Origin of the sequence: Mycobacterium sp. (assembly GCF_004298145.1) — a bacterium.
Lineage (GTDB): Bacteria > Actinomycetota > Actinomycetes > Mycobacteriales > Mycobacteriaceae > Mycobacterium.
This window is the reverse complement of sequence record NZ_SCRH01000021.1, coordinates 42,116-67,746: the sequence shown is the minus strand read 5'-3', so window position 1 is coordinate 67,746 and position 25,631 is coordinate 42,116. Positions and strand designations below refer to the sequence as shown.

31 protein-coding genes are annotated in these 25,631 nt (G+C 67.3%); 14 read left to right on the top strand and 17 right to left on the bottom strand.

Translation table 11 applies throughout. The annotated features are described in order from the left end of the window. Positions 1-124: 124 nt before the first annotated feature. Complete coding sequence (gene sthA / locus EPN51_RS08060) at positions 125-1,540, bottom strand: Si-specific NAD(P)(+) transhydrogenase (RefSeq protein ID WP_293040104.1); 1,416 nt, start codon at positions 1,538-1,540, stop codon at positions 125-127. Positions 1,541-1,653: 113 nt separating this feature from the next. Here sthA and EPN51_RS08055 point away from each other — a divergent pair, with 113 nt between their 5' ends. Beyond that, a complete protein-coding gene (locus tag EPN51_RS08055) occupies positions 1,654-2,715 on the top strand; it encodes a DUF4192 domain-containing protein (protein ID WP_293040102.1) in 1,062 nt (353 codons plus the stop codon). 20 nt (positions 2,716-2,735) lie between these two features. On the opposite strand, the gene EPN51_RS08050 is transcribed toward EPN51_RS08055, so the two are convergent. From EPN51_RS08050 to EPN51_RS08040, 3 genes are all read right to left on the bottom strand, one after another. Continuing rightward, positions 2,736-3,425, bottom strand: a complete 690-nt coding sequence (locus tag EPN51_RS08050) for a metal-dependent transcriptional regulator (RefSeq protein ID WP_293040100.1) — start codon at positions 3,423-3,425, stop codon at positions 2,736-2,738. A gap of 129 nt (positions 3,426-3,554) precedes the next feature. Continuing rightward, positions 3,555-4,544 carry a sigma-70 family RNA polymerase sigma factor SigB gene (sigB, locus tag EPN51_RS08045; RefSeq protein WP_293040098.1) on the bottom strand — a complete coding sequence of 330 codons (990 nt, stop codon included), beginning with the start codon at positions 4,542-4,544 and terminating at the stop codon, positions 3,555-3,557. Between the two features lie 135 nt (positions 4,545-4,679). Beyond that, on the bottom strand, positions 4,680-5,126 hold the full coding sequence (locus EPN51_RS08040) for a DUF3099 domain-containing protein (protein WP_293040096.1): 447 nt from the start codon (positions 5,124-5,126) through the stop codon (positions 4,680-4,682). A 59-nt stretch (positions 5,127-5,185) separates the two neighbouring features. On the opposite strand from EPN51_RS08040, the gene EPN51_RS08035 reads away from it, so the two are divergent. Beyond that, the gene (locus EPN51_RS08035; protein ID WP_293040095.1) at positions 5,186-5,425 is read left to right on the top strand and encodes a DUF3039 domain-containing protein; all 240 of its coding nucleotides are present in this window, start codon (positions 5,186-5,188) and stop codon (positions 5,423-5,425) included. On the opposite strand, the gene EPN51_RS08030 is transcribed toward EPN51_RS08035, so the two are convergent. Together EPN51_RS08030 and EPN51_RS08025 are read right to left on the bottom strand one after the other, a co-directional pair. Further along, positions 5,426-6,427, bottom strand: coding sequence for a YihY/virulence factor BrkB family protein (locus tag EPN51_RS08030; protein WP_293040093.1), 1,002 nt, complete (start codon positions 6,425-6,427; stop codon positions 5,426-5,428). It lies immediately after the preceding gene. Between the two features lie 66 nt (positions 6,428-6,493). Next, positions 6,494-6,679: a hypothetical protein gene (locus tag EPN51_RS08025; protein WP_293040091.1), complete on the bottom strand. Its 186-nt coding sequence runs from the start codon at positions 6,677-6,679 to the stop codon at positions 6,494-6,496. 124 nt (positions 6,680-6,803) lie between these two features. Here EPN51_RS08025 and EPN51_RS08020 point away from each other — a divergent pair, with 124 nt between their 5' ends. After that, a complete protein-coding gene (locus tag EPN51_RS08020; RefSeq protein ID WP_293040089.1) occupies positions 6,804-7,199 on the top strand; it encodes a DUF952 domain-containing protein in 396 nt (131 codons plus the stop codon). Here EPN51_RS08020 and EPN51_RS08015 read toward each other — a convergent pair. The 3 genes from EPN51_RS08015 to ppgK all read right to left on the bottom strand — a co-directional run bounded on the left by EPN51_RS08015 (position 7,172) and on the right by ppgK (position 10,208). After that, positions 7,172-7,561, bottom strand: coding sequence for a RidA family protein (locus EPN51_RS08015; RefSeq protein WP_293040087.1), 390 nt, complete (start codon positions 7,559-7,561; stop codon positions 7,172-7,174). The genes EPN51_RS08020 and EPN51_RS08015 overlap by 28 nt on opposite strands. A 133-nt stretch (positions 7,562-7,694) precedes the next feature. Further along, positions 7,695-9,221: an RNA polymerase sigma factor gene (locus EPN51_RS08010; protein ID WP_293040085.1), complete on the bottom strand. Its 1,527-nt coding sequence runs from the start codon at positions 9,219-9,221 to the stop codon at positions 7,695-7,697. A gap of 177 nt (positions 9,222-9,398) precedes the next feature. Beyond that, positions 9,399-10,208 carry a polyphosphate--glucose phosphotransferase gene (gene ppgK, locus EPN51_RS08005; RefSeq protein WP_293040084.1) on the bottom strand — a complete coding sequence of 270 codons (810 nt, stop codon included), beginning with the start codon at positions 10,206-10,208 and terminating at the stop codon, positions 9,399-9,401. Between the two features lie 101 nt (positions 10,209-10,309). Here ppgK and EPN51_RS08000 point away from each other — a divergent pair, with 101 nt between their 5' ends. Then, complete coding sequence (locus tag EPN51_RS08000; protein WP_293040082.1) at positions 10,310-11,179, top strand: inositol monophosphatase family protein; 870 nt, start codon at positions 10,310-10,312, stop codon at positions 11,177-11,179. Positions 11,180-11,184: 5 nt separating this feature from the next. On the opposite strand, the gene cei is transcribed toward EPN51_RS08000, so the two are convergent. Continuing rightward, a complete protein-coding gene (cei, locus tag EPN51_RS07995) occupies positions 11,185-11,835 on the bottom strand; it encodes an envelope integrity protein Cei (RefSeq protein WP_293040080.1) in 651 nt (216 codons plus the stop codon). 197 nt (positions 11,836-12,032) lie between these two features. Here cei and EPN51_RS07990 point away from each other — a divergent pair, with 197 nt between their 5' ends. After that, entirely contained in the window at positions 12,033-12,335 is a 303-nt protein-coding gene (locus EPN51_RS07990; protein ID WP_008258544.1) for a DUF4193 domain-containing protein, read from the top strand. 9 nt (positions 12,336-12,344) lie between these two features. Here EPN51_RS07990 and EPN51_RS07985 read toward each other — a convergent pair whose 3' ends face one another. After that, positions 12,345-12,830, bottom strand: coding sequence for a DUF3093 domain-containing protein (locus tag EPN51_RS07985; protein ID WP_293040014.1), 486 nt, complete (start codon positions 12,828-12,830; stop codon positions 12,345-12,347). Positions 12,831-12,855: 25 nt separating this feature from the next. Between EPN51_RS07985 and dut the strand changes: the two genes are divergently transcribed. After that, positions 12,856-13,320, top strand: coding sequence for a dUTP diphosphatase (gene dut / locus EPN51_RS07980; protein ID WP_293040011.1), 465 nt, complete (start codon positions 12,856-12,858; stop codon positions 13,318-13,320). Positions 13,321-13,367: 47 nt separating this feature from the next. After that, the gene (locus EPN51_RS07975; protein ID WP_293040008.1) at positions 13,368-14,132 is read left to right on the top strand and encodes a DUF3710 domain-containing protein; all 765 of its coding nucleotides are present in this window, start codon (positions 13,368-13,370) and stop codon (positions 14,130-14,132) included. A 16-nt stretch (positions 14,133-14,148) separates the two neighbouring features. Here the strand turns inward: EPN51_RS07975 and EPN51_RS07970 are convergent, their stop codons facing one another. Beyond that, on the bottom strand, positions 14,149-14,850 hold the full coding sequence (locus EPN51_RS07970) for an alpha/beta hydrolase (RefSeq protein ID WP_293040005.1): 702 nt from the start codon (positions 14,848-14,850) through the stop codon (positions 14,149-14,151). A 137-nt stretch (positions 14,851-14,987) separates the two neighbouring features. Between EPN51_RS07970 and EPN51_RS07965 the strand changes: the two genes are divergently transcribed. Together EPN51_RS07965 and EPN51_RS07960 are read left to right on the top strand one after the other, a co-directional pair. Further along, positions 14,988-15,356 (top strand): OB-fold nucleic acid binding domain-containing protein, encoded by a 369-nt coding sequence (locus tag EPN51_RS07965; protein WP_293040002.1) that lies wholly within the window; start codon positions 14,988-14,990, stop codon positions 15,354-15,356. Positions 15,357-15,370: 14 nt separating this feature from the next. Next, on the top strand, positions 15,371-16,066 hold the full coding sequence (locus EPN51_RS07960; RefSeq protein WP_293040118.1) for a DUF3159 domain-containing protein: 696 nt from the start codon (positions 15,371-15,373) through the stop codon (positions 16,064-16,066). A gap of 52 nt (positions 16,067-16,118) precedes the next feature. Here EPN51_RS07960 and EPN51_RS07955 read toward each other — a convergent pair whose 3' ends face one another. After that, entirely contained in the window at positions 16,119-16,775 is a 657-nt protein-coding gene (locus EPN51_RS07955; RefSeq protein ID WP_293040000.1) for a TrkA family potassium uptake protein, read from the bottom strand. 37 nt (positions 16,776-16,812) lie between these two features. Then, a complete protein-coding gene (locus tag EPN51_RS07950) occupies positions 16,813-17,478 on the bottom strand; it encodes a TrkA family potassium uptake protein (RefSeq protein ID WP_293039997.1) in 666 nt (221 codons plus the stop codon). Positions 17,479-17,605: 127 nt separating this feature from the next. On the opposite strand from EPN51_RS07950, the gene EPN51_RS07945 reads away from it, so the two are divergent. Together EPN51_RS07945 and EPN51_RS07940 are read left to right on the top strand one after the other, a co-directional pair. Beyond that, the gene (locus EPN51_RS07945) at positions 17,606-19,600 is read left to right on the top strand and encodes an APC family permease (RefSeq protein WP_293039994.1); all 1,995 of its coding nucleotides are present in this window, start codon (positions 17,606-17,608) and stop codon (positions 19,598-19,600) included. A 50-nt stretch (positions 19,601-19,650) separates the two neighbouring features. Then, positions 19,651-20,826: a TRAM domain-containing protein gene (locus EPN51_RS07940; RefSeq protein WP_293040116.1), complete on the top strand. Its 1,176-nt coding sequence runs from the start codon at positions 19,651-19,653 to the stop codon at positions 20,824-20,826. On the opposite strand, the gene EPN51_RS07935 is transcribed toward EPN51_RS07940, so the two are convergent. Beyond that, complete coding sequence (locus tag EPN51_RS07935) at positions 20,823-21,284, bottom strand: MarR family transcriptional regulator (protein ID WP_293039991.1); 462 nt, start codon at positions 21,282-21,284, stop codon at positions 20,823-20,825. The genes EPN51_RS07940 and EPN51_RS07935 overlap by 4 nt on opposite strands. A 122-nt stretch (positions 21,285-21,406) precedes the next feature. Between EPN51_RS07935 and EPN51_RS07930 the strand changes: the two genes are divergently transcribed. The 3 genes from EPN51_RS07930 to EPN51_RS07920 are packed head-to-tail and all read left to right on the top strand — an operon-like array spanning position 21,407 to position 23,756. Next, complete coding sequence (locus EPN51_RS07930) at positions 21,407-22,312, top strand: ABC transporter ATP-binding protein (RefSeq protein ID WP_293039988.1); 906 nt, start codon at positions 21,407-21,409, stop codon at positions 22,310-22,312. After that, positions 22,309-23,019, top strand: coding sequence for an ABC transporter permease (locus EPN51_RS07925; RefSeq protein ID WP_293039985.1), 711 nt, complete (start codon positions 22,309-22,311; stop codon positions 23,017-23,019). The genes EPN51_RS07930 and EPN51_RS07925 overlap by 4 nt, the downstream gene beginning before the upstream one ends. Beyond that, on the top strand, positions 23,019-23,756 hold the full coding sequence (locus tag EPN51_RS07920) for an ABC transporter permease (protein ID WP_293039981.1): 738 nt from the start codon (positions 23,019-23,021) through the stop codon (positions 23,754-23,756). The genes EPN51_RS07925 and EPN51_RS07920 overlap by 1 nt, the downstream gene beginning before the upstream one ends. Before the next feature lie 5 nt (positions 23,757-23,761). Here the strand turns inward: EPN51_RS07920 and EPN51_RS07915 are convergent, their stop codons facing one another. Next, the gene (locus tag EPN51_RS07915) at positions 23,762-25,051 is read right to left on the bottom strand and encodes an ArsB/NhaD family transporter (RefSeq protein ID WP_293039978.1); all 1,290 of its coding nucleotides are present in this window, start codon (positions 25,049-25,051) and stop codon (positions 23,762-23,764) included. 17 nt (positions 25,052-25,068) lie between these two features. Beyond that, positions 25,069-25,512 carry a CBS domain-containing protein gene (locus EPN51_RS07910; RefSeq protein ID WP_293039975.1) on the bottom strand — a complete coding sequence of 148 codons (444 nt, stop codon included), beginning with the start codon at positions 25,510-25,512 and terminating at the stop codon, positions 25,069-25,071. Between the last annotated feature and the right edge of the window lie 119 nt (positions 25,513-25,631).

Below are 25,631 nucleotides of genomic sequence, written 5' to 3'. Positions count from 1 at the left end.
GCCAGCGCGGTGTAGCCGGGCGCAGCGGGTCGCCGCCATCTGGCCAGTGGCGATCGCCAGCGCGGTGTAGCCGGGCGCAGCGGGTCGCCGCCATCTGGCCAGTGGCGATCGCCAGCGCGGCTGGCTAGTGGCGGAACTGGTTGAGCGCCCGCACTTTGTTCATCACGTCGAGCGCCGCCACCTTGTAGGCCTCGGAAAACGTGGGGTAGTTGAACACCGCATCCACCAGGTATTCCACCGTGCCCCCGCACCCCATCACGGCCTGCCCGATGTGCACCATCTCGGTCGCGCTGGTGCCGAAGATATGGACGCCGAGCAGCTTGAGGTCCTCGGTGGACACCAGCAGCTTGAGCATCCCGTAGGAGTCTCCGGCGATCTGGCCGCGCGCCAGCTCCCGGTATCGCGCCACCCCGACCTCATAGGGGATCGAGTCCTTGGTGAGCTCCACCTCGGTGGCGCCGACGTAGGAGACCTCGGGGATCGAATAAATGCCGATCGGCTGCAGCTCGGTGATGCCGTCGCACGCTTCCCCGAACGCGTGGTAGGCGGCCAGCCGTCCCTGCTCCATCGAGGTCGCGGCCAGCGCCGGGAAACCGATCACGTCCCCGACGGCGTAGATGTGGGGCACCTTTGTCTGGAAATTGTCGTCAACGAAAATTCGACCGCGGTTGTCCGCCTCCAGCTCTGCGTTGTGCAGGTCGAGATGGTCGGTCTGGCCCTGCCGTCCGGCCGAATACATCACCGTCTCAGCGGGAATCTGCTTGCCGCTGGCCAAGGTGGTGACGGTGCCCGCCGAGCCGACGTCGACCGCGGTCACCTCCTCACCGAACCGGAACGTCACCGCCAGGTCGCGCAGGTGGAACTTCAGGGCCTCGACCACCTCGGGGTCGCAGAAGTCCAGCATGTCGTTTCGCTTCTCCACCACGGTGACCTTGGTGCCCAGCGCGGCGAACATCGAGGCGTACTCGATGCCGATCACGCCGGCGCCGACGACCACCATCGAGGTGGGCAGCATCTTGAGGTCGAGGATCCCGTCGGAGTCGAGCACGCGTTCTTCGTCGAACTCCACGCCGGAGGGCCGCGCCGGCCGGGTACCGGTGGCGACGACGACGTACTTGCCACTGATGGTTATCTTTTCGCGGCGCGAGGGGTCTTCGACCTCGATGGTGTGTGCGTCGACGAATCGCGCGTGGCCGATCAGCAGGTCGATGCGGTTGCGCATCAGCTGGTTGCGCACCACGTCGACTTCCCTGCCGATCACGTGCTGGGTGCGAGCCAGCAGATCGGCCGGGGTGATCTTCTCTTTCACCCGATAGCTCGCGCCGTAGAGTTCGCGTTGGCTCATCCCGGTGAGGTAAAGGACCGCTTCGCGCAACGTCTTTGACGGGATGGTGCCGGTCTGGACGCACACGCCGCCGATCATCTGGCCGCGTTCGACGATGGCGACCGACTTGCCCAGCTTGGCGGAGGCGATAGCGGCCTTCTGCCCGCCGGGCCCCGAGCCGATGACCACCATGTCGTACTCTTGCGCCGAGCTCATGGGTTAAACAGTAGAGCAGCACAACTCACAGTGCCGGGTTCGTCCACAGGTCCGCTGCTGCGCCGGCGCGCGCGAGCACCGGTTGACGGTGACGGCCGTCAGCGTTGGTGCTCATGACCACGCATCCACAACCCGACTTCGAACTTTCCCGCCCCGGCGCGCTCATCGCCGCGCTGCCCGCCGTTCTCGGCTTCAGTCCCGAAAATTCATTGGTATTAGTGTCTTTGGGCGACGGGCAGCTCGGGTCGGTGATGCGCGTCGACCTCTCCGAGGAGTTGCCCGGCCGGGTCGATCACCTGGCGGAGGTCGCTGCGGCGGCCCGGCCCGAGGCCGTCATCGCGGTGATCGTCGCCGCGGACGGCGCGCACTGTCCCAGCTGCAACGAGGAGTACCGGCAACTGTGTGAGGCGCTCGCAGAGTCCTTGTCGCGGCACGACATTGAGCTGTGGGCCAGCCACGTGGTGGACCGCGTTGCCCTCGGCGGGCGCTGGCATTGTGTCGAGGGCTGCGGGTCGAGTGGCCTCGTCGAGGATCCGTCGGCGTCGCCGCTGGCCGCCGCGGCGGTGCTGGAGGGCAGGCGGCTCTACCCGCGGCGCGCCGACCTGCAGGCGGTCATCGCGCCCGACGACCCTCAACGCAGCGCCACGTTGGCCGGCGCGGTCAGGGGGCAGGCCGCCCGGCGCCGGGCGGCGCATCGCGCGCATCCGGTCCGCTGCACCCGCGGCGACGTGGAGAACGCGATGGCGGCCGCCGCCCGGGTCGCCTCCGGCGAATCGCTGTCCGACGCCGAGCTGGCGGCGCTGGGCTGCGCGCTGAGCGACCCGCAGGTGCGCGACATCCTGTACGCGCTTGCCGTCGGCGAGGGTGCCGACGAGGTCGAATCGTTGTGGGCGTTACTGGCGCGCACGTTGCCGCCGCCGTGGCGGGTCGAGGCGCTGGTCCTGCTCGCGTTCAGCGCCTATGCCCGCGGCGACGGTCCACTTGCCGGGGTGTCGCTGCAGGAGGCGCTGCGTTGCTCGCCCGAACATCGAATGGCGGGCATGCTGGACACCGCCCTGCAGTCGGGCCTGCGACCCGAGGACATCCGGGACCTCGCGCTCACCGGCTACCGGCTGGCCAAACGGTTCGGCGTGCGGCTGCCGCCGCCGCGGCCATTCGGCCGCAGGGCTGGCTAGCCGGGAAGCAACGGCGTGCGTCAGACCTTTTCGACCTTGACCGCGTGGGCCATCTCGTGCGGCAGGGTGACGTTCTCGTGGCCCGGAATGACGATGGTCACCCCGGCGGGCCCGGTCTCGACGGTCACGCGCGCGTTGGGAACGACACCGGCGTCCTTGAGGCGGGTGATCAGATCGGTGTCGCCCTGGACGTGTTCGGTCAACTGCCGGACGACCACGGCCACCGGGGAGCCGGGCGGCAGTTCGGTCAGCCGCACGAGGTTGGCGTCCTCGGCACCGGACTCGGGGCCCACGCCCAGGTCCAGAAGCCCGGGGATCGGGTTGCCGAACGGTGACGTGGTCGGGTGGTTGAGCACCTTCACCAATCGCCGCTCGACCTCTTCGCTCATCACGTGCTCCCAGCGACACGCCTCGGCGTGCACTTCTTCCCAGGGCACCCCGATGACGTCGACCAGCAACCGTTCGGCGAGGCGATGCTTGCGCATGACCGCCACGGCCAGCGCCCGGCCCTTGTCGGTGAGCTCGAGGTGGCGGTCGTCGGCCACGTGGAGTAGCCCGTCGCGCTCCATGCGGGACACGGTTTGGCTGACAGTCGGCCCGCTCTGATCGAGGCGTTCGGCGATTCGGGCACGTAGCGGCGTCACGCCCTCTTCTTCGAGGTCGTAGATGGTCCGCAGGTACATCTCGGTGGTGTCAACCAGGTCGTTCATTCAGCACCTTCCATCGACGCTGAGTCTACTTGGCCAGCTGCATGAATGGGTGCAACGCCTCCCAGGCAAGCAGTATGCCCGCCGCTGACGCGGCGGGCATACCGTCTGCTAACTAGCTTGAGTGAGTTGTTAGCTCGCGTATGACCGTAGCCTGTCGGCGCGCTCCCCGTTGCGGAGTTTGGACATTACGTCCCGCTCGATTTGGCGGACCCGCTCGCGGGACAGCCCGAACAGCTTGCCGATCTGGTCCAGCGTGCGGGGCTGGCCGTCGTCGAGGCCGAACCGCAACCGGATCACCTGGTGCTCGCGCTCGTCGAGGGTGGCCAGCACGCTGCGAATGTCGGTATGCAGCAGCTCGGCGATCACCGCGTTCTCGGCCGACATCGCTTCGGCGTCCTCGATGAAGTCGCCCAGCGGGGCTTCCTCCTCCGAGCCGACCGGCATGTCCAGGCTTACCGGATCGCGGCTGTGCTCCAGCAGGTCGTTGATCTTCTCGACCGGGATGCCCGATTCGGCGGCCAGCTCGTCGTCGGTGGCCTCACGTCCGAGGTTCTGGTGCATTTCCCGCTTGATCCGCGCCAGCTTGTTGACCTGCTCGACCAGGTGGACGGGCAGCCGGATGGTGCGGCTCTGGTCGGCCATACCGCGGGTGATGGCCTGACGGATCCACCACGTGGCGTAGGTCGAGAACTTGAATCCCTTTGTGTAGTCGAACTTTTCCATCGCGCGGATCAGTCCGAGATTGCCCTCCTGGATCAGGTCCAGCAGTGGCATGCCGCGACCTGTGTACCGCTTGGCCAGCGACACCACCAGGCGCAGGTTCGCTTCCAGCAGGTGACGCCGCGCTGCCTTACCGTCGCGTACCACGGCCTCTAGATCGCGTTTACGGGTCTCCCCGAGGCGCTTACGCGTTTCGAGCAGGTGCTCGGCGTAGAGCCCGGCTTCGATGCGCTTTGCGAGTTCAACTTCCCCTGCCGCATTGAGCAACGCCGTCTTACCGATTCCGTTCAGATATACGCGCACCAGATCCGCCGCGGGGCTTTGAGCATCCAGATCGCCGTCAAATCTGCTCGTGCTGGCGTTCGCCATAACGACCTCCCGTTCGGCTTTTGCTGTCATCGAGTTCAACGACCGATCAGGTTTCAGAGTTCCCAGCGGTTCCCCATCTCACACGTCTTGACGTGCACAAATGTGCCGCAGACCTGAGAATGTCCTGAGAAGTGCGCGACGACGGCACTCCGGAGCCATCGGCGGCTAGCTGTGGTCGATTCCGCCCCGCCCGTCAGGCGGCCACCCCGGTTGGGGTTGTCGCGAAGGCTCGAGCGCCGGACGTTCGGCGCGGGGGAACAGGGGAGTGCGCTGGCGGGCATTGTCGAACCGGCGGGGCTCGTCGGGGCGGCGCGGCGGCCGGTCGTTGGCGATCAGCACGGCCATCCAGGGCAGGGGGATTGACGCCGCCACGATCGCCAGAGAAATCAGGCCGTTGTGCCAGGCGCCGTAGGCGAGTGCGGCGAGGATGAGCGCCGGAATCCGGAAAGCCATCAGGGTCAGGTATTTACGGACCCGCGCGCGATGCTGCTCCTCATAGGAGGGTTCGGCGGCGGTGATGAGCACCGGCCGGCTTTTGGTGCCGTCAAAGTCATCAAAGCTGCCGTCGAACCCCGAGTCGGAGCCGTGCTTCATTCCTCCACTGTCCCACACCTGGCCGATTCCGTCTCGGCCGGTTTTGGGGCGGTGCCGCGCAGTGCACAATGTGAGGTATGCAGACCCAGACGATCGAACGCACCGAGACCGACGAACGCGTCGACGACGGGACCGGCAGCGACACGCCCAAGTTTTTTCATTACGTCAAGAAGGACAAGATCGCCGAGAGCGCGGTGATGGGCAACTACGTCGTGGCGCTGTGCGGCGAGGTGTTCCCCGTCACGAAGGCGGCGAAGCCGGGCTCGCCGGTCTGCCCGGACTGCAAGCAGATCTACGACCGGATGAAGAAGGGCTGATCACGCGGGCGGCTCCGCCGCCGCGGTATCGCGTTGCTGCGTTGCGGGATTCGCTATCGGGCTGGCCAGCGTTTCCACGGTCCGCTTCAACGCCGGCGACCGAGCGAACAGCCAGGTGCGCAGCCGGTGGGCGTGCGTTTTGGGTGCGGGGAATTCCTCCTGGACGGCGGCATTGAGTTCGGCGCCGAGCATGATCGCGAAACCACCGAAGAACGCGAACAACAGGAATGCGATCGGCGTGGAGAGGGCGCCGTACGTGTAGCCGGTGCTGGTGATCCACCTCAAGTAGAACCGCAGGCCCAGCGTGGCGGTGACGAAGACGGTGGTCGCCAGCATCGCACCGAGGATCAGCCGGTGCGATGGCAATGGTTCCGGCAGGGCGACCCGATACAGGAGCATCACGCCGAGCGTCAGGCCGACGATCAGCGCCGGGTAATAGCCGTAGCGGAGCACGTTGGACAGGCCCAGCGGGATGTGTTGTTCTACCGCGCGCGGGCCCGCGACCACCAGGGGCGCCGTCGCGACCACACCCACCAGCATCACGACGTAGAGGAACAGCGCGAAGAAGCGCTGCCGCACCGGATGGCGCAACGGCGTCTGGTCATGCGCCTCCACCACGGAGTCGACGAACGCCGAGATGGCCGACGACCCAGCCCACAGCGAGATGATGAAACCCAGCGACACCACCTCGCCACGGGCGTTGTTGGCGATGTCACGCACGGTCGGCTCGATGATCTCGTTGACCACGCTGGGGGAGAACACGCTGTGCGCGGTCGAAATCAGTTGCCGCAGGATGTTGGGCAGCATGTCCGGCCCGAACAGCGGTGCCACGTAGGCCATGGTGCCCAACATCCCGAGCAGCAACGGCGGTAGGGACAGCGCCGACCAAAAGCCCGCCTGAGCCGACTCCGAAAAGATTGAGTCGTCCCAACTCTTAGAAAGAGCCCTCAGGGTGATTCGCCAGATGTGGTGGCGCGACGGTTTTGCGACCTGATCGCTCATACCAGTCCAGCATTACCGAAGATCGCGCGCGCTGCCCACATTGGCGACAGGCGAGTTCGCGCCGGCCTAGCTTTCGCTGACCTCCAGCACGGCGTCCAGCTCGGTCAGCTTGGCCCCATGTTCGTTGGCGTGGTGCTGGCAGAAGAGAAGCTCGAGGCCGGAAGGCAGCTTGGCGCGTACACGAGCCGCGGCACCGCAGCGGTCGCAGCGGTCGGCCCGTGTCAGTTCTGGACTCGTCAGAGTTGCATTCATGGCTTCTCCGTTTCTCGTACATTCACTTTCTCAGACGTATGGGGTTTTCGCCTTGTTCCCTGATCGTTATCGGGTGTGTCGTTTCTCACGACCTGGTCAGGTTTGTTTTCGGCGGTTCTCTAGGGTGGTGGTGGTGACCTTCGCTCGCGACGTGCTGGTGCACCTGTGCGGGACCGAGCAGTGGGCGACGGCCCGACGTGGGAGTGGCATCGGCCCCGCCGACGGCGCCGACTTCGTTCACCTGTCCAGGCCCGAGCAGGTCCACCTGCCGGCCAACCGGCTCTACCGGGGTCGTGATGACCTGGTGCTGTTGCACCTCGATCCGGCCCGGCTTGGCGCACCGGTGCGCTGGGAGCCAGGAGTTGTAACCGATCCGGAGTCGATGTTGTTCCCGCACCTGTACGGGCCGCTGCCGGTGGCCGCGGTAATCCGGGTCACGGCCTATCCGCCGGGCGCCGACGGCAGCTTCCCGCCGGTCACCCCGCGCGTGGCTCAGGATCCGCCCGCGGAGTCGACGTAGGCGTCGGCCTCGATCTCTACCAGCAACTCGGGTGCGATCAGCGCCGAGACCTCAACCATGGTGGCCGCGGGACGTATCGCGCCGAACACCTGTTCGTGCACGGCTGCCACCTCACGCCAGCGCGAGATGTCGGTGACGTAGATGCGGGTGCGCACCACGTCGGTGAGCGTCGCGCCCGCTTGCTGCAGTGCAATTTCGATGCGGAGCAGGGCATCTCGTGCCTGAGCGGCGATGTCATCGGCGGGCCCGGTACCGGTAGTTCCGGCCACCGACACATGCGGACCGACCCGCACCGCGCGCGAGTAGCCGACCACCGATTCGAAGACGGATTCGGAAACGACCACTTTGCGGTGTGCTGACATGCGCCTCACCGTACGACGGGGAGGCCGTCGGCGCAGCCGAATTTCGCCGCCGCGGCGGCTGTTTGGCCGGCCCGCATTCAGCGTGCTGCGAACAGCTTGCGCACCAACCGTTCTCGAGGAAGGCAGGGCTCGATCAGTCGAGGTAGTCGCGCAGCACTTGGGAGCGGCTGGGGTGGCGCAGCTTCGACATCGTCTTGGACTCGATCTGGCGGATGCGCTCACGGGTCACCCCGTAAACCTGCCCGATCTCGTCCAGGGTACGGGGCTGCCCGTCGGTGAGCCCGAAGCGCAGCCGCACGACGCCGGCCTCGCGCTCGGAGAGTGTCTCGAGCACTGACTGCAACTGGTCTTGCAAAAGCGTGAACGACACCGCGTCGACGGCCACCACGGCTTCGCTGTCTTCGATGAAATCGCCCAGCTGGCTGTCGCCCTCGTCGCCGATGGTCTGGTCCAGCGAGATCGGCTCGCGAGCGTATTGCTGGATCTCGAGCACCTTTTCGGGCGTGATGTCCATTTCCTTGGCCAGCTCTTCGGGCGTGGGCTCGCGACCCAGATCCTGCAGCAGCTCACGCTGGATGCGGCCCAGCTTGTTGATCACCTCGACCATGTGCACCGGGATACGGATGGTGCGGGCCTGGTCGGCCATGGCGCGGGTGATGGCCTGACGGATCCACCACGTCGCGTACGTGGAGAACTTGTAGCCCTTTGTGTAGTCGAACTTCTCGACCGCGCGGATCAGGCCCAGGTTGCCCTCCTGGATGAGGTCGAGGAACGCCATTCCGCGGCCCGTGTAGCGCTTGGCCAGCGACACCACCAACCGCAGGTTGGCCTCCAGCAGATGATTCTTCGCGCGGTCGCCGTCGCGGCAGATCCACTGCATGTCGCGGCGCTGGGCGGCGGGCAGTTTGTCGCCGCGCTCAGACAGCTCGGTCATCAGCTGCGTGGCATAAAGGCCGGCCTCGATGCGCTTGGCCAGCTCGACCTCTTCCTCGGCGTTGAGCAGCGCGACCTTACCGATCTGCTTGAGGTACGCGCGAACCGAGTCGGCGGAGGCGGTGAGCTCGGCGTCCTTGCGGGCCTGACGCAGCGCCTCGGATTCGTCCTCGTCCCAGACGAAATCGCCGGAGGCTTTGTCCTTTTCGGTGGGCTCGGCGATCTCGTCGTCCTCGTCGGCGGGGGCGGTCTTGGCGGCCGCCGCGGGCGCGGCCGCTTCCTCGTCGTCACCCGCGTCGGAGTCGCCCGACTCGGCCCCGGAGTCTTCGCCCTCGGTCGCCACGTCTTCCTCGAGTTCATCGAGGCTGAGATCGCTGTCGATCTCGATGTCTTCGCCGGGCTCACCCTCGAGGTCGGGTTCGTTATCGGGATCTTCGACGGCTCCGTCGGAATCGAGGGCGTCGGGATCCGCGGGCCCGCCTTTGGCCGCTTTGGTCCCGCGTCCCGACGCCGCCGTGGCGTCGGCTCCCCTGGGGGTCTTCTTGGTGGGATCGCCGGCGGCGGCCTCGGACTTGGTGGACCGCGACGTTGTCTTGGCGGCCCGTTTGGCGGGCGTGGAGCCGTTGGCGGCCTTGGCCGCCGGATGTTTGGCGGGGGACGACGGAGACTTGGTGGCGGTGCGTTTCACCGGCCCATCGGTTGCCGGGCTTGCTTTGGTCGCTGCCACTTACACCCCTTCGTTTGGGCTCACCTTCGGTGGGTATTGGGCATGGTTAACCGAAAGTGTCTGCTATGTCGATGTCGGCGTTGGTATCAGCGTGAGTAGTCGCACGCTATCGGTTGGGCGTTCGCCGAGCACCATTGTAACGACAGTGCGGGGTACTACAGCTCTGCCGGGCAAAATTCAGTGGGTCACGTCCGAGGTGGCGGCCATCGCCGCGCCGACGATCCCGGCGGTGTTGAGCAGGGCGGCGGCCACCACGGGGGTGCGGTTCTCGAGAAGCGGCAGCCATTTGTCGGCCTTGCGGCTGATACCGCCCCCGGCGATGAACAGATCAGGCCACATCGCGTTCTCGATGCTCACCAGCACGTTGGTCACCTCTTTGGCCCATTTTTCGTAGGACCAGTCCTTCCTTTCCTTCACCGAGGATGCCGCTCGTTGCTCGGCTTCCTTGCCGCCGACCTCCAGGTGCCCGAACTCGGTGTTGGGTATCAGCGTGCCGTTGTGGATGACCGCGGAGCCGATTCCGGTGCCGAAGGTCAGCAAGATCACCAGGCCGGACTGATCTCGGCCCGCCCCGTAGTGCTCCTCCGCCAGCCCGGCCGCGTCGGCGTCGTTGAGCACCGTGACCTCCTGACCGTCCAGCTCGGCGGTGATGATGTCGCGGGCGTTGACGCCGATCCAGGACTTGTCCACGTTGGCCGCGGTCTGCACGACGCCGTACGTGACGACCCCGGGGTAGGTCACTCCGAGGGATCCGGTCCATCCGAATTCATCGACGACCGCGGCGATGGTCTTCGCGACCGCCGAGGGAGTCGCCGGTTGCGGGGTCAGCAGCTTGACCCGCTCGCCGATCAACAGCCCGGTGTCCATGTCGACGATGCCGCCCTTGATGCCACTGCCACCGACGTCGATCCCGAAGCCGCGACGCTGTGGCGTGCCGTCGGCCGGTGCGGCGCCGGGCGTGTCCGTGGTCGAGTCGGCGCTGGTCATCGAATCTCCTCGGCGTGACTGGGCTGTCCGCTCACCTTAACGCCGCGGCGTTGTGGCCTGTGGCGTCTGCGCGGCTGTGGCGACTGTGATGCGATAGACCGGTGATCCAATCCGATGACGAGCTCGTGCGTCTGCGCTCAGTGGCGGAAACCCTGGCCACGGAGGCCGCCGTGTTCGTGCGGCGTCGGCGCGCCGAGGTCTTCGGTGCCGGCGCGAAAGCCCCGGACAGCGGCGCGGTGCGAACCAAGAGCACCCCAACCGACCCGGTGACGGTGGTCGACACCGAGACCGAGCGGCTGTTGCGGGACCGGTTGGCCCAATTACGGCCTGGGGACCCCATTCTCGGTGAGGAGGGCGGCGGGCCTACCGACCCGTCGGGCACGCCGGCCGGATCGGTGACCTGGGTGCTAGATCCCATCGACGGCACAGTGAATTTCGTTTACGGCGTCCCCGCATACGCGGTGTCGGTCGGGGCCCAGGTCAACGGCGAATCGGTGGCCGGGGCGGTCGCCGACGTCGTCGGCGACCGGGTGTACTCGGCGGCCACCGGCCTTGGTGCGCACGTCATCGACGGCCAAGGAACGCAGCCGTTGCAGTGCGCCGCGGTCGAGGACGTTTCGATGGCGTTGCTGGGCACCGGTTTCGGCTATTCGCGGCAGCGCCGGGCGGCGCAGGCGGCGTTGTTGGCGCGCATGCTGCCGGTGGTCCGCGATGTTCGTCGCATCGGCTCGGCGGCGCTGGATCTGTGCATGGTCGCCTCGGGCCGACTGGATGCCTACTACGAGCACGGTCTGAAGGTATGGGACCGTGCTGCGGGTGCGTTGATCGCGGCCGAGGCGGGGGCCCGGGTGGTCCTGCCGGCGCCCGACGCCGCCGGGGCCGGGCTGGTGCTGGCAGCCGCGCCCGGGATCGCCGACGAGCTGCTGGCCGTCCTGGAGCGTTTCAACGGCCTGGATCCGATTCTGGATTGACCGCCTCAGCAGCTGCTGGCGTGAATCTTGGCCAGCAGCGTGGGATCCGACGGCTCGTTGGCACCGGGCCGCAGGGTGGCGAGCACGGCGTCGATATCGTCGTTGTGGGCCAACGCGGTGAAGTCGGTTCCCAAGGACAGGTCGACGGAGTCGTCGGCGCGGCTGTCGTTGAACAGTTCCATGCACGGCGCCACCAGCCACACCGCCGCGGCGGTGGCCTGCCCCGCGGTGCCGAAACGGATTTGGCCTTGGCAGGCGAGCCGGGTGCCCGCATAGAGAGGGTCGTTGGCGGCGGTCGGCTGCGCGAAGCCGAGGTCTTTCATCGCCCCGGCGACGTCGCCGGCCTGTCCGCCCCGGCCGCTGGCATTGAGGACGCGGACCTTGGTGTCGGCGAGTTTGGTGGGCGTGACGTCCATCATGGCGCTGCGCGACACCTGCTCACCGAGCTGGGCCGGCGCCGAACCGGTCGACTGCGGCGGGAGATTGCACACCACTGCCTCATGCACCTTGGCGGGCCGCGTCAACGCCACGGTCCAGATCACGCCCGTGGCCACTGCGAGGAAAATCACCACGACGATCGCGGGCCGGGGATTGCGCCGCCGAAACGGCCGACCGTGCTTGTCAAAGGCTGTACCCTCGGTGATTTGTGTGACCACAGCTGCACTCTAGCCGCAGGGTAAACCCACTGTTCAGAAGCGAGCACAAGGGTAAAAATGGGTGTGTGACGTAAATCACACCTTAATGGGCCGCGATACGGGCACGAATCATTTGGTGGATGCGTTCGACGCTGGTACAAAGCGATGCTTGAGATTTACGCGGGCATGTAGAGGCAATAGGGCAGGGGAACAGAGATATGCCTACCGACTATGACGCTCCACGGCGTACCGAGACCGACGACGTCTCGGAGGACTCGCTGGAGGAGCTCAAAGCGCGACGCAACGAGGCGGCTTCCGCCGTCGTCGATGTCGACGAATCTGAGTCCGCTGAGAACTTCGAACTGCCCGGCGCGGATCTGTCCGGTGAAGAACTCTCGGTCCGCGTCGTTCCGAAGCAGGCCGACGAGTTCACCTGCTCGAGTTGCTTTCTGGTGCAGCACCGCAGCCGGCTGGCCAGCGAGAAGAACGGCGTGATGATCTGTACCGACTGCGCGGCTTGATAGCTCGACTCACCTTGTCAGGGCCGACAGCACCCGCTCCGGGTGACGGCAACTCACCAGCCAGTACGGCGTCGGGTCGTCCTGGTCGTCCAGGACGACCAGGACCATCGGCGCCACCCAGGACCTGTGCAGGACGTAGGCCGCCGGGTCGAGTTGGCGCCCCAGGGCGGCGGACTTGGCCGAGGGTGCTATCTGTGCGGATCGGGCGATCGCGGTGACCGGGAGGTGCGCGTGGCCGGCCCACAATTCCACGTCCCCCGGCACCGCCGGGTTGGCGGTGACCCGGATCTCGATGCGGCCCAGCCACAACAACGCCGCGGCCGCCACCGCGAACAGGGCGGCGTACGGCCACCACGAGGACTGCCGGGTGACGCCCATGTTGAACTCGAAAGCGATGATGCCCGCCAGCGCGAAGGCCGGTGGCCACCACCACCACGGAACCCACAATCGTTCGCGATACCGCACGTTGTGCGGCGCGACGCGCGTATCGGACACGCAGTCAAGGGTAGTCTGTGGCCCCGTGTCGACCAGTCTGGCCATCGTCCGCCTTGACCCCGAGCTTCCGCTGCCCAGGCGCGCCCACGAAGGCGACGCCGGGATCGATCTCTACAGTGCCCAGGACGTCAAACTGGAGCCCGGGCGGCGCGCTCTGGTGCGCACGGGCGTGGCGGTCGCCATCCCGTTCGGAATGGTCGGCCTGGTGCATCCGCGATCGGGATTGGCTGCGCGCGTTGGACTTTCGATCGTCAACAGCCCGGGGACCATCGACGCGGGCTACCGCGGCGAGATCAAGGTCGCGCTGGTCAACCTCGATCCGGCCGAGCCGATCGTGGTGCACCGGGGCGACCGCATCGCCCAACTGTTGGTGCAGCGAGTCGAGTTAGTGGAGCTGGTCGAGGTGTCGTCGTTCGACGAGGCCGGGCTGGCCGAAACATCCCGTGGCGACGGTGGTCACGGTTCCTCCGGCGGACATGCGAGTCTGTGATGCGCCGGCGACGATGCGGAGCAAAGCGATGAGGAGGAGCGGCGCCGATGGCTGCATTCGGTAAGCGCACACCCAAAGACGACGACGCCTCCGCCGCCGGCACCCCGGCGGCCGACGAGGTCGCGGTCCCCGGCGCCGACGACCAGGCTCCCGAAGAACTCGAGGGCCCGTTCGACATCGAGGACTTCGACGACCCCGCCGTCGCGGAGCTGGCCCGGCTCGACCTGGGCTCGGTACTGATTCCCATGCCCGAGGCCGGTCAGCTGCAGGTCGAGCTGACCGAGACCGGTGTCCCGAGCGCGGTCTGGGTCGTCACGCCCAGCGGTCGTTTCACCATCGCGGCCTATGCGGCACCCAAGACCGGCGGCCTGTGGCGCGAAGTGGCCGGCGAACTCGCCGAATCGCTGCGCAACGACTCGGCCCAGGTCAGCATCAAGGACGGGCCGTGGGGGCGGGAAGTGGTCGGCACCGCCACCGGCGTGGTGCGGTTCATCGGCGTCGACGGATACCGCTGGATGATCCGCTGCGTGATCAACGGCGCCCACGAGACGATGGAGGCGCTGGAGCTGGAAGCGCGAGCGGCGTTGGCGGACACCGTGGTTCGGCGCGGTGATACGCCCCTTCCGGTCCGCACTCCGCTGGCCGTGCAGCTGCCCGAGCCGATGGCACAGCAGCTGCGCGAAGCCGCCGCGGCGCAACAAGCCGATGCGCAGCAGGCCGAGGAGCAACAGGCGCCCTCCAACGAGCCCGCCGCGCGGCGCAGCGCCGACGGGTCGGCCATGCAACAGCTGCGCACCACCACCGGCGGCTGACACCCGGGCGGGCCGGCTAGCTCAGCTCGGCCAGGGCCTGTAGGCAGGCCGCGCCCAGGGCGGCGGGATCCGCCCCGATCTGATCCAGCGTCACCGTCCGCAGCGCCGCGCGCGGCGCTGCGGCGACCCAGTCGACACCGGCCTGCAGGGGATGAATCGGGTCGTCGAGGGCGGCCACCACCGCCAGCGGCGCGGCCAGCCCGCCCAGCTGGTCGCAGCTCGGCGCGATGTAGGCGGCCGCTTCTTCCATGGCGTCCGGCAAGTGTGGCCACTGGGCACCCCACGAGCGGGTCAGCTCGTCGGCCAGCCACGGCGGGCTGGACGCCCGCATCAGGGTGGTCGTCGCCGCCAAGCCGTCGGCACGCAACTGTGAGGCCGAATACCGCGCCGCGAGGGCCGCCGGCGCCGCGCCGGGGGCCCCGGCCCAGGCCGGCAGGGCGGCCAGCACCGCGACCGTGCGGTCCGGATGGGTCAGCGCCCAGGCCGCCGCCACCGCCGCGCCGATCGACACGCCGCCGACCGCGATCGGCCCTTCGCGCGCCGCGGCATCCAGCGCCGCGACATAGCCCTCGATCAATCGGTCGGGCCGCGGCGGCGGGGTCACCAGCACCGCGCCGACCTCGCCGATCGGGCCGGAAAACACCCGGTGAACGTAGTCGTCGTCGGAGCCGGTTCCGGGCAACAACACCGTCGTGACACCACTCAGATCGACCGCCACCCCTCGATACTGCCCGGCGTTCACCTACCCTCCAACATCGGCGTTTGAGTCGGTTGGCGCTGGGGAACCAAGAGGTCTACGGTGTCCGTTGGCATAAAGGGAAGCGTCGAGGCTTATCAGCATTGTCAGGAGTGGCCATGAGGGCCCAAGGGTATCTGCGCCGGCTCACCCGCCGGTTGACGGAGGATCCGGAACAACGCGACTCTGAGGAACTGTCCGACGAAGTCGCAAGCACCGGCGCGCAACGGGCTATCGATTGCGAGCGTGGCCAGGAGGTCACGATGGTCGGCACGCTGCGCAGCGTGGAATGCAACGGCAGGGCCTGCCCCGGCGGGGTGCGCGCCGAATTGTTCGACGGCAGCGACACCGTCACGCTCGTGTGGCTGGGCCAGCGCCGCATCCCGGGCATCGACTCGGGCCGCACCCTGCGGGTGCGTGGTCGCCTGGGCAAGCTCGAGAACGGAACCAAGGCGATTTACAACCCGCACTACGAAATTCAGCGGTGACGGTCCCGGAAGACTTGGCTGGGGCAGCCCCGTCCCCCCGGGAGCCGGGCTCATCGGAACAAGTCACTAGTCGCATCAGCCCCGCCCGCCTGCTCGCGCAGGCGGGCGGGGTCAGTGGTGTCATCTACTCGTCGGTTCCGGTAGTCGTCTTCGTGGTCGCCTCGAGCGTGTCGGGGCTGGTTCCGGCAATCGCGGCCGCGTTGGGGGTGGCCGCACTGGTCTTGCTGTGGCGGCTGGTCCGGCGGGATTCCCCGCAGCCGGCGTTCTCCGGGTTTTTCGGCGTCGCGCTGTGCGCGCTGGTCGCCTACGTGCTGGGGGAGTCCAAGGGCTACTTCCTGCTGGGCATCTGGATGTCGTTGGTGTGGGCGGTGGTGGTCGCGGCGTCGGTCGTGATCCGCCGGCCGCTGGTCGGCTACGCGTGGAGCTGGGCCACCGGGCGGGGAGACGGCTGGCGCAGCGTGCCCCGGGCCGTCCGTGCGTTCGACGTCGCCTCGCTGGGCTGGGTGCTGGTGTTCGCCGCGCGCTTCGTGGTCCAGGGGCTGCTCTACGACGCCGATCGGACCGGGTGGCTGGCGGCGGCGCGGATCGGGATGGGTTGGCCGCTGACCGTGCTGGCCGCCCTGGCAACCTACGCGGCGATCAAGTCGGCGCAACGGGCCATGGCGGCGGTGGCCGGGGTCGAGCTGGGATCCCGTACCGTCGCCGACTAGCGCGAATGGTGGCGACCCGCTGCGCCCGGCTACGCCGTGCTTGCGATCGCCACTAACCCAGCAGCAGCTTCTGCAGGTCCTCTTCCGCCTCGGCGACCGCGACGAACAGCAGCTCGTCGCCGCCTTCCAGCGGCTCGTCCCCCTCGGGCACGATGACCCGCGGGCCGCGCAGGATCGTCACCAGCGAGGTGTCCCGCGGCAGCTGTAGCTTGCGCACCGGCTTGCCGCCCCACGGGGTGTCATCGGGCAGGGTGATCTCGACGAGGTTGGCCTGCCCCTTGCGGAATTCCATGAGTCGCACCAGGTCGCCGACGGCGACGGCCTCTTCGATGAGCGACGCCAGCATGCGTGGTGTCGAGACGGCCACGTCGACGCCCCAGGCGTCGGTGAACAGCCATTCGTTGCGCGGGTCGTTGACCCGGGCCACCACCCGGGGCACCGCGAATTCGGTTTTGGCCAAAAGGCTCAGTACGACGTTGGCCTTGTCATCGCCGGTGGCCGCGACCACCACGTCGAACTCCTGCAACCGCACCGATTCCAGCAGGCTCAACTCGCAGGCGTCACCCAGGCGCCAGTGCGCGGCCGGGATCGCGTCGACGTCGACGTGGTCGGGGTTGCGCTCGATCAGCGTCACGTCGTGGCCGTTGCCGATGAGTTCCCGAGTGACCGAGCGACCGACCGCACCGGCGCCGGCAACCGCTACCTTCATTCGCGCCGCTCCTCAAATCGCCAGTCGCTCGAATGCATCACAGGTCTTCGCTCGGTGGCAGCGCGGCGATGGCCACCGCCTCGGCGGCGCGGCCGGATATCGCCGCGACATAGACCTGGTCGCCGGCCTGGATCACCGATTTCGGCTCGGGCAACACGCCGGCCCCGAATCGGATCAGGAAGGCGACCCGGGCGCCGGTGGCCTGCTCGAGATCGGTGACCCGGTGGCCGATCCAGTCCTCGTGCAGGACGACCTCCGCGACGGCGACCGTGCCGGTGGGATCGCGCCACTTGGCCGTCTCGGTCTCCCGCAGCAGCGCGTTGAGCAGGCGGTCGGTGGTCCAGGGCACGGTCGCGATGGTGGGGATGCCCAGGCGCTCGTAGACCTCGGCGCGCTTGGCGTCGTAAATGCGGGCCACGACGCGCTTGACGCCGAACGTTTCCCGCGCCAGTCGCGCGGAGATGATGTTGGAGTTGTCGCCGGATGACACCGCGGCGAACGCGTCCGCCTCTTCGATACCGGCTCTCAGCAGTACATCTCGGTCGAATCCCTGCCCCAGGACCCGCTCGCCGGCGTATTCCGGGCTGAGCCGATTGAACGCGGTACTGTCGCGGTCGATGACCGCCACGTCGTGACCGATGCGGGATAGGCCGTCGGCGACCGAGGAGCCGACGCGGCCGCAGCCCATCACTACTACTCGCACTGGAGGTCCTCTCGGCCGCGTCCCGCACCCTTCGTGGGCAACGCACGTCGGCAAGCCGTTTCGGTCGGCCAACATTCTCGTCCACGAACGCTACCGTCAAACCCGTCGGGGCTTAGTCTTGGCTCTCGTGTCCAAACTTTCAACCGCCACTCGTCGGTTGCTGATCGGCCGGCCGTTTCGCAGCGACCGACTGAGCCACACTCTGCTGCCCAAGCGGATCGCCTTGCCGGTGTTCGCCTCCGACGCGTTGTCCTCGGTGGCCTATGCACCCGAGGAGGTCTTCCTCATGCTCTCGGTGGCCGGGGTGTCGGCGTACGCGCTGACACCGTGGATCGGGCTCGCGGTGGCCGCGGTGATGCTGGTGGTGGTGGCCAGCTACCGGCAGAACGTTCACGCCTACCCGTCTGGCGGCGGCGACTACGAGGTGGTCACCACCAACCTCGGCGAGACGGCGGGCCTCGTCGTGGCCAGCGCCCTGATGGTGGATTACGTTCTGACCGTGGCGGTTTCGACGGCGTCGGCGATGGCGAACATCGGCTCGGCCATCCCGATCGTGGCCGAACACAAGGTGTTCTTCTGCGTGGCCTCCATTCTGCTGGTGATGTCGTTGAATCTGCGTGGGGTGCGTGAATCCGGGGTGGCGTTCGCCATCCCGACCTATGCGTTCATCGTCGGAGTCCTCGTCATGATCGGCTGGGGTCTGTTCCGGATCTTCGTGCTGGGTGATCCGTTGCGGGCGGAGTCCGCGGGTTTCCAGATGCACGCCGCGCACGGCCAGGTCGTCGGTTTCGCCCTGGCGTTCTTGGTGGCGCGGTCGTTCTCCTCGGGGTGCGCGGCGCTCACGGGTGTCGAGGCGATCAGCAACGGGGTGCCGGCGTTTCAGAAACCCAAGTCGCGCAACGCGGCGACGACCCTGCTGATGCTGGGCGCGATCGCGGTCACCCTGCTGATGGGCATCATCGTGCTGGCCGAGAAGATCGGGGTCCAGCTCGTCGAGGATCCCGCGACGCAACTGAGCGGGGCACCGCAGGGCTACTACCAAAAGACCTTGGTCGCTCAACTGGCGCAAGCGGTGTTCGGCAGCTTCCACCTCGGGTTCCTGCTGATCGCCACGGCGACCGCACTCATCCTGGTGCTGGCGGCCAACACCGCGTTCAACGGGTTCCCGGTGCTCGGTTCGATCCTGGCGCAGCACAGCTACCTCCCGCGCCAATTGCACACCCGCGGAGACCGGTTGGCGTTCTCCAACGGAATCCTGTTCCTGTCCGGGGTCGCCGTGCTCGCGATCGTCGCGTTCCGCGGCGAGGTCACCGCGTTGATCCAGCTGTACATCGTCGGCGTGTTCATTTCGTTCACGCTGAGCCAGATCGGCATGGTGCGGCACTGGACCCGGTTGCTGCGCACCGAGACAGATCCGGTGGTGCGCCGCAAGATGATGCGCTCACGGGTGGTCAATACGGTCGGATTGCTTTCCACCGGTGCGGTTTTGCTGGTGGTTCTGGTCACCAAGTTCGTCGCCGGGGCGTGGATCGCCCTGTTCGCGATGAGCCTGCTGTTCGGAATGATGAAGATGATTCACCGGCACTACAACACCGTGAACCGCGAATTGGCGAGACAGGCCGCGGACGAGGAGGACGTGGCGTTGCCCAGCCGCAATCACGCCGTGGTGCTGGTGTCGAAGTTGCACCTGCCGACGCTGCGCGCACTGGCCTACGCCAGGGCCACCCGGCCCGACGTTCTCGAGGCCGTGACGGTCAGCGTCGACGACGCGGAAACCCGCGAGCTGTTGCACAGGTGGGAGGAAAGCGATATCAGCGTTCCGCTCAAGGTCATTGCCTCGCCGTATCGCGAAATCACCCGTCCCGTACTGGAATACGTCAAGCGGGCCAGGGAAGAGTCGCCGCGCACCGTGGTCACGGTGTTCATCCCGGAGTATGTGGTGGGCCACTGGTGGGAGCAGGCGCTGCACAACCAGAGCGCGCTTCGGCTCAAGGGCCGGCTGCTGTTCATGCCCGGCGTCATGGTGACTTCGGTTCCGTGGCAATTGAGTTCGTCGGAACGGCGCAAGACGCTGCAGCCGTACGTGGCGCCGGGCGACGCTCGTCGGGGAATCTTCGATTGAACCGCGAATCGACCCGCGCACCGCGCGGGGCTTCGCCCCCGGCGGGGGAGCTGACCTTGACCACGGGTGCCCCGGCCAACGGCGGCAGCTGCGTGGCGCACCACGAAGGCCGGGTGGTGTTCGTCCGGTACGCGCTACCCGGTGAGCGGGTGCGTGTCCGGGTCACCGCGGATCGCGGATCGTATTGGCACGCAGAGGTTATCGAGGTCATCGAGCCGGCGGACGGCCGTACCGCGTCGCTGTGCCCGATCGCCGGGGTGGATGGTGCCGGCTGCTGCGACTTGGCGTTCGCCCTCCCCGAGGTGGCCCGCACGCTCAAGGCCGAAGTCGTGTCCAATCAGCTGGAGCGCCTCGGTGGGCATCGCTGGAGCGGCGAGGCCGAACCGCTGTCGGGTTCCGGACCGACGGGCTGGCGCACCCGCGTTCGCCTCGACGTGGGCGCCGACCGTCGCCCGGGCTTTCACCGCTACCACAGCGACGATTTGGTGACCGACCTGCGCTGTGCGCAGCTGCCGGCCGGCATGCTCGACGGCATCGCCGGGACCGAGTGGCCCACGGCCGCCCAGCTGCACGTGGCGGTCGACGATGACGGCGCGCGCCATGTGGTGCGCACCCTGCGGCAGGGCAGGCGGACTGCGACCAAGGTGATGGAGGGTCGCTACGAGGCGGTGCAGCGAGTGGCGGGGCGCAGCTGGCAGGTGCCGGTGACGGCCTTCTGGCAGGCGCACCGCGACGCCGCGGCCACCTACAGCGATCTGGTCGCCGACTGGGCGGCCGCCGGCGCCGGCATGAGCGCCTGGGATCTCTACGGTGGCGCAGGCGTTTTCGCCGCGGTGCTCGGCGCGGCCGTGGGGCCCTCCGGACGGGTGCTGAGCGTGGATACCTCGCGGGCGTCGACGCGGGCCGCTCGGGCCGCCCTGGCCGATCTGACCCAGGTGCAGATCGTCACCGACTCGGTGCGGCGTGCGCTGGCGGCGCAGCGGGGACGCGCCGATGTGGCGGTGCTGGACCCGCCGCGGGCGGGCGCCGGGCGTGAGATCGTCGATCTGCTGAGTGCCGCCGATGTTCCGCGTGTGGTGCACATCGGTTGTGAGGCAGCGTCTTTCGCGCGCGACATCGGGATCTACCTCGGTCGGGGTTATACCGTCGAGAAGATCAAGGTGTTCGATGCGTTCCCGCTGACCCATCACACCGAATGCGTCGCGCTGCTGACCCGGCGCTCCTAGCCGGGTGATTGCCGCTGCCAGCGTTCGAGCATCGCCGGGATCTCGTCGAGCATGAAGGCGTAGAAATCGCGCATCCGCGTGAGCCGTTGTCCGGCAAGGCTGTTCGATCCGGTCGCGGTGATCCCGGCCTCGGCCGCGCTCTGCATGGCCGATATCACGACGTTCTGGTTGGTGAAAAGGGTCGCCCACGCGTCGTCGCGCAGCCGGTAGTGATCGCGTCGGCTGCCGGGGGCGGGCACCCGCTCGGCCAGCCCCACGGAGGTGAGCATCTTGAGCGCGCCCGAGATCGCACCCGAGCTGGCCTGCAGCCGCTCGGCCAGCTCACCCATCGTCATGCTGGGCTGCTCGGTGAACAGCAGGGTGGCCAGCACCCGGGCGGTCATGCGTTGCAGCCCGTGGTTGACGAGTACGAGTGCGAGCTGTTCGGCCGCGTCGCGTTGATCCGCGCCTTGGGTCACTCGCACCTCCCTGTCGCCCTCGAAGACTATCAGAAGATCGCGATAAATTCCGAATATTCAAGAATTTCTGAAATCTGGCTAGGCTGGGTGCGTCGCTTGACGGCCCAGCCAGGAGGGGATCGATGCACGAACTCGCGCAGGCAGTCACATCCCCGGAGGTCGACAACGACGTGATCGCGGTCCGCGGGCTCACCTTCGTGTACCCGAGGGCCGCCGAACCCGCGCTGCGCGGCATGGATTTCACCGTCGGCCGCGGCGAGATCTTCGGGTTTCTCGGGCCCAGCGGCGCCGGAAAGTCGACCACGCAGAAGCTGCTGATCGGTTTGCTCCGCGGCCAGGGTGGCCGGGCCGCGGTGTGGGGCCGCGACCCAGCCGACTGGGGGCACGGCTACTACGAGCGCATCGGGGTGTCGTTCGAGCTGCCCAACCACTACCAGAAACTGTCCGGGTATGAGAACCTGCGCTTCTTCGCGTCGCTCTACGGAGGCGCGACGGTCGACCCGATGCGGCTGCTGGCGGCGCTGGGCCTGGCCGACGACGCTCACACCCGGGTCGGCGAGTATTCCAAAGGCATGCAGATGCGGCTGACCTTCGCCCGGGCCCTGATCAACGACCCCGAGCTGCTCTTCCTCGACGAGCCCACGTCCGGCCTGGACCCGGTGAATGCCCGCACGGTCAAGGACATGATTTTGGAGCTGAAGGCGCGCGGGCGCACGGTGTTTCTGACCACCCATGACATGGCGACCGCCGACGAGCTGTGCGACCGGGTCGCTTTCGTCGTCGACGGAAAAATCGTCGCCCTCGATACGCCGGCCGAGCTGAAGATCGCTCGCAGCAGGCGCCTCGTCCGGGTCGAATATCGCGGCGAGCGTGGCGGTCTCGAGGCCGCTGAATTCTCCATGGATTCATTGGCCGACGACTCGGAATTCCACACGCTGCTGCGTGGCCGGCGCGTCGAGACCATCCATAGCAGGGAGGCCAGCCTCGATGACGTCTTCGTCGAGATCACCGGCCGGAGGCTTTCGTGACGCGGCTGGTGAGTGCCGTGCGGATTGAGCTTGTTCTTCAAGTCCGGCAACGGTTTTTACATGCGGCGATTTTCTCCGGGCTGATGTGGCTGGCGGTGCTGCTGCCGATGCCTACCGGTTTGCGCACGGTGGCCGAGCCCTACGTCTTGGCGGGCGACACCACCATCATCGGGTTCTTCTTCGTCGCGGGAACGGTGTTTTTCGAGAGGCAGGAACGTACGCTGGGCGCCATCATCGCCACCCCGCTGCGGTTCACCGAATACCTGAGCGCGAAACTCGCTGTGCTGCTTGCGGTCTCGCTGTCCGTCGCGGTGGTCGTGGTCACCGTCGCGCACGGGACCGCCTACCGCCCGGCCCCGATGCTCCTCGGGGTGATACTCGGAACGCTGCTGATGCTGCTGGTGGGATTCGCCACCTCGCTGCCATTCGCCTCGATCAGTGATTGGTTTTTGGCGACCACGATCCCGCTGGCCGTGATGAGCCTACCCATGGCCTACCTGTCCGGGGTGTGGCCGAACCCGGTCCTGTACCTCGTGCCCACGCAGGGGCCGCTGTTGTTGTTGGGGAGCGCCTTCGGCCAGGTGAGTCTGGCGCCCTGGCAAATCGGTTATGCCGTCGTCTATCCGCTGTTGTCCGTGGCCGGATTGTGCTGGGCGACAAAGCTGTTGTTCGGCCGTTACGTGGTCGCCAGGTCCGGCGGGATCTGATGGCGACCGCACGGGCAATCGCCGCGTTCGCGCGCAACGACGTTCGCGGCACCTACCGGGATCCACTGCTCGTCATGGTCGTGGTCGCGCCGATCATCTGGACCACGGGCGTCGCTGTGCTGACTCCGCGTGTGACCGCGATGCTGATGCGCCGCAACGGCTTTGATCTTATGCCCTACTATCCGCTGATCTTGACCGCCTTTCTGTTGCTGACCAGCATCATCATCGCGGGTGCGCTCGCGGGGTTCTTGGTGCTGGACGAGGTGGATGCCGGCACCCTCACGGCGTTGCGCGTCACGCCGGTGCCGCTATGGACCTTCTTCGCCTACCGGGCGGCCACGGTGCTCGTCGTGACGACGGTTTACGTGGTCACGACGATCTCGTTCAGCGGCCTGCTGAGGCCGGGCCTGGTCCCCGCGCTGATTCCGATCGGGCTGTTGGCCGGGCTCTCGGCGGTGGTGACCCTGCTTGTGATCATCGTGGTGGCCGGCAACAAGATTCAGGGCTTGGCCGTGGTCCGCGCTTTGGGCATGCTGATCGCCGGCCTGCCGTGCCTGCCGTGGTTCGTCCACTCCACGTGGAACCTCGCGTTCGGCGTGTTGCCCCCGTATTGGGCGGTCAAAGCGTTCTGGGTCGCAAGCGACGACGGCACCTGGTGGCCGTACCTGGCGGTCGGCGTCGTCTACAACACGGTGGTCGCCTGGCTGTTGTTCGGCCGCTTCCGCGTCAAATACTAAGCCCGTCAGGCCATCACGAAATACCGCAGCCACAGGTACAGCGCGGACACCGCGATCGAGACGACGGTCACGACCGCCCCCTTGCGGGTGAATTCCCAGAAGGAGATGGGAGTGTCGGCGCGCCGGGCGATTCCGAGCAGGACGATGTTGGCGCTGGCGCCGATCGCGGTCAGGTTGCCGCCGAAGTCCGTACCCAGCGCGAGAGCCCACCACAAGACGCCGGGGTTGGTGTGATCGGTCAGGGCGGGCACCAGGTCTGCCACCACCGGCGCCATTGTCGCGGCGTAGGGCACGTTGTCGACGAGCCCGCTGATGACCACCGACACCACGAGGATGATCATCGTCGCTGTCAGGGTGTTTCCGCCGGTGGCGGTGATCACCACGCGGGCAAGATGTTTGATGACGCCCGTCTTCACCAGGGCACCGACCATGACGAACAGGCCGGCGAAGAACAGCAGCGTTTCCCATTCCACGCCGGACAGGTAGTCGGCCGGCTTGAGCCTGGACGCCACGATCAGGATGCCGGCGCCCAACAGCGCCACCACCGAGGGATCCATGTGCAGCGGCGAGTGGGCGATGAACGCGGTGAATACCGCCAACAAGACGATTCCGCACGTGATGAGCAGCCGCGGGTCGTGGATGGCCTCCTTTTCCTCGAGCGACATCACGTCGGCGACCCGCTCGGGATCGACGGTGAAGGCGCCGGGAAAAAGGCGCGGCAACAAGGCGATCAGGACGGCGATGACGATGACCACGATCGGGGCCATATGAATGAGGAAGTCGTTGAAGGTCAGGCCGGCCTTGCTGGCGATGATGATGTTGGGCGGGTCACCCACCAGGGTCGCAGCGCCACCGATGTTCGATGCGAATACTTCGGCCATCAGAAAGGGCGCCGCGTTGAGCGCCAGGCGCTCACACACCAACAGCGTCACCGGGGCGACGAGCAACACCGTGGTGACGTTGTCGAGCAGGGCCGACGCGATCGCGGTCACCAGGGCCAGCAGGATCATGACGCGCAACGGGGAGCCGCGGGCGTGTTTGGCCGACCAGATCGCCACGTACTCGAACACGCCGGTCTGCCGCAACACGCTGACGATGATCATCATGCCCAGCAGCAAGAAGATGACGTCCCAATCGATTCCGGTTCCGCGCGAGTAGAAGATGTCGTCAGATCCGATGATCGGCAAGGTGACCACGATCGCGGCGCCGGCCAGGGCCACGAACGTCTTGTTGACGCGATCGCTGGCGATCAGGACATAGGCGACCACGAACACCAGGATCGCGATGAGGCTCATCTATTTACCCTGTGGCGTCAAGGTTTCAGGGCCGCCGCGAGCACGCGCGACGCCGTGATCACCCCGACCAGCCGGCCCTCTTTGACGACCGCGACGAGCGGGCTGCGCAGTCGCGCCATGAGCGCGGCCACTTCGATGATGGTGTCGTCGGCATGGGCTGGAGGCACGTCGACCAGGTGGTCGGGCAACACGTCGCGCACCTTCTTGCCGCTCAACCTTTCCGCGCAGCGGTCGGCCGTCGATTCGTTGAGCACGCCGGCCAGAGACGGATCGTCCTGCACGTAGCGAGGCACGATGAAGCGGACGACCTGGGAGGCGGGCAGCACCGCATAGGGGCGCCCCGAGCCGTCGGTGACCAACAGCCCGGGCAGCCGGTGCTCGGCCAGCATTCGGGCGGCGTCCAGCGCGTCCGCATCGATGCTGACGACGGGGAAGTCCTCGGCGATCTGCTCGGCGCGCACAGTGCGACGATACGTCGGCGAGGAGTGGGTGGTGCGGCGATGTGAATGCTCATGGCGTACTCCTGGGTCGGACGAAGACGTGCCGACCAGGCTTCCCGGCTCACCGCGCATTGACGCTA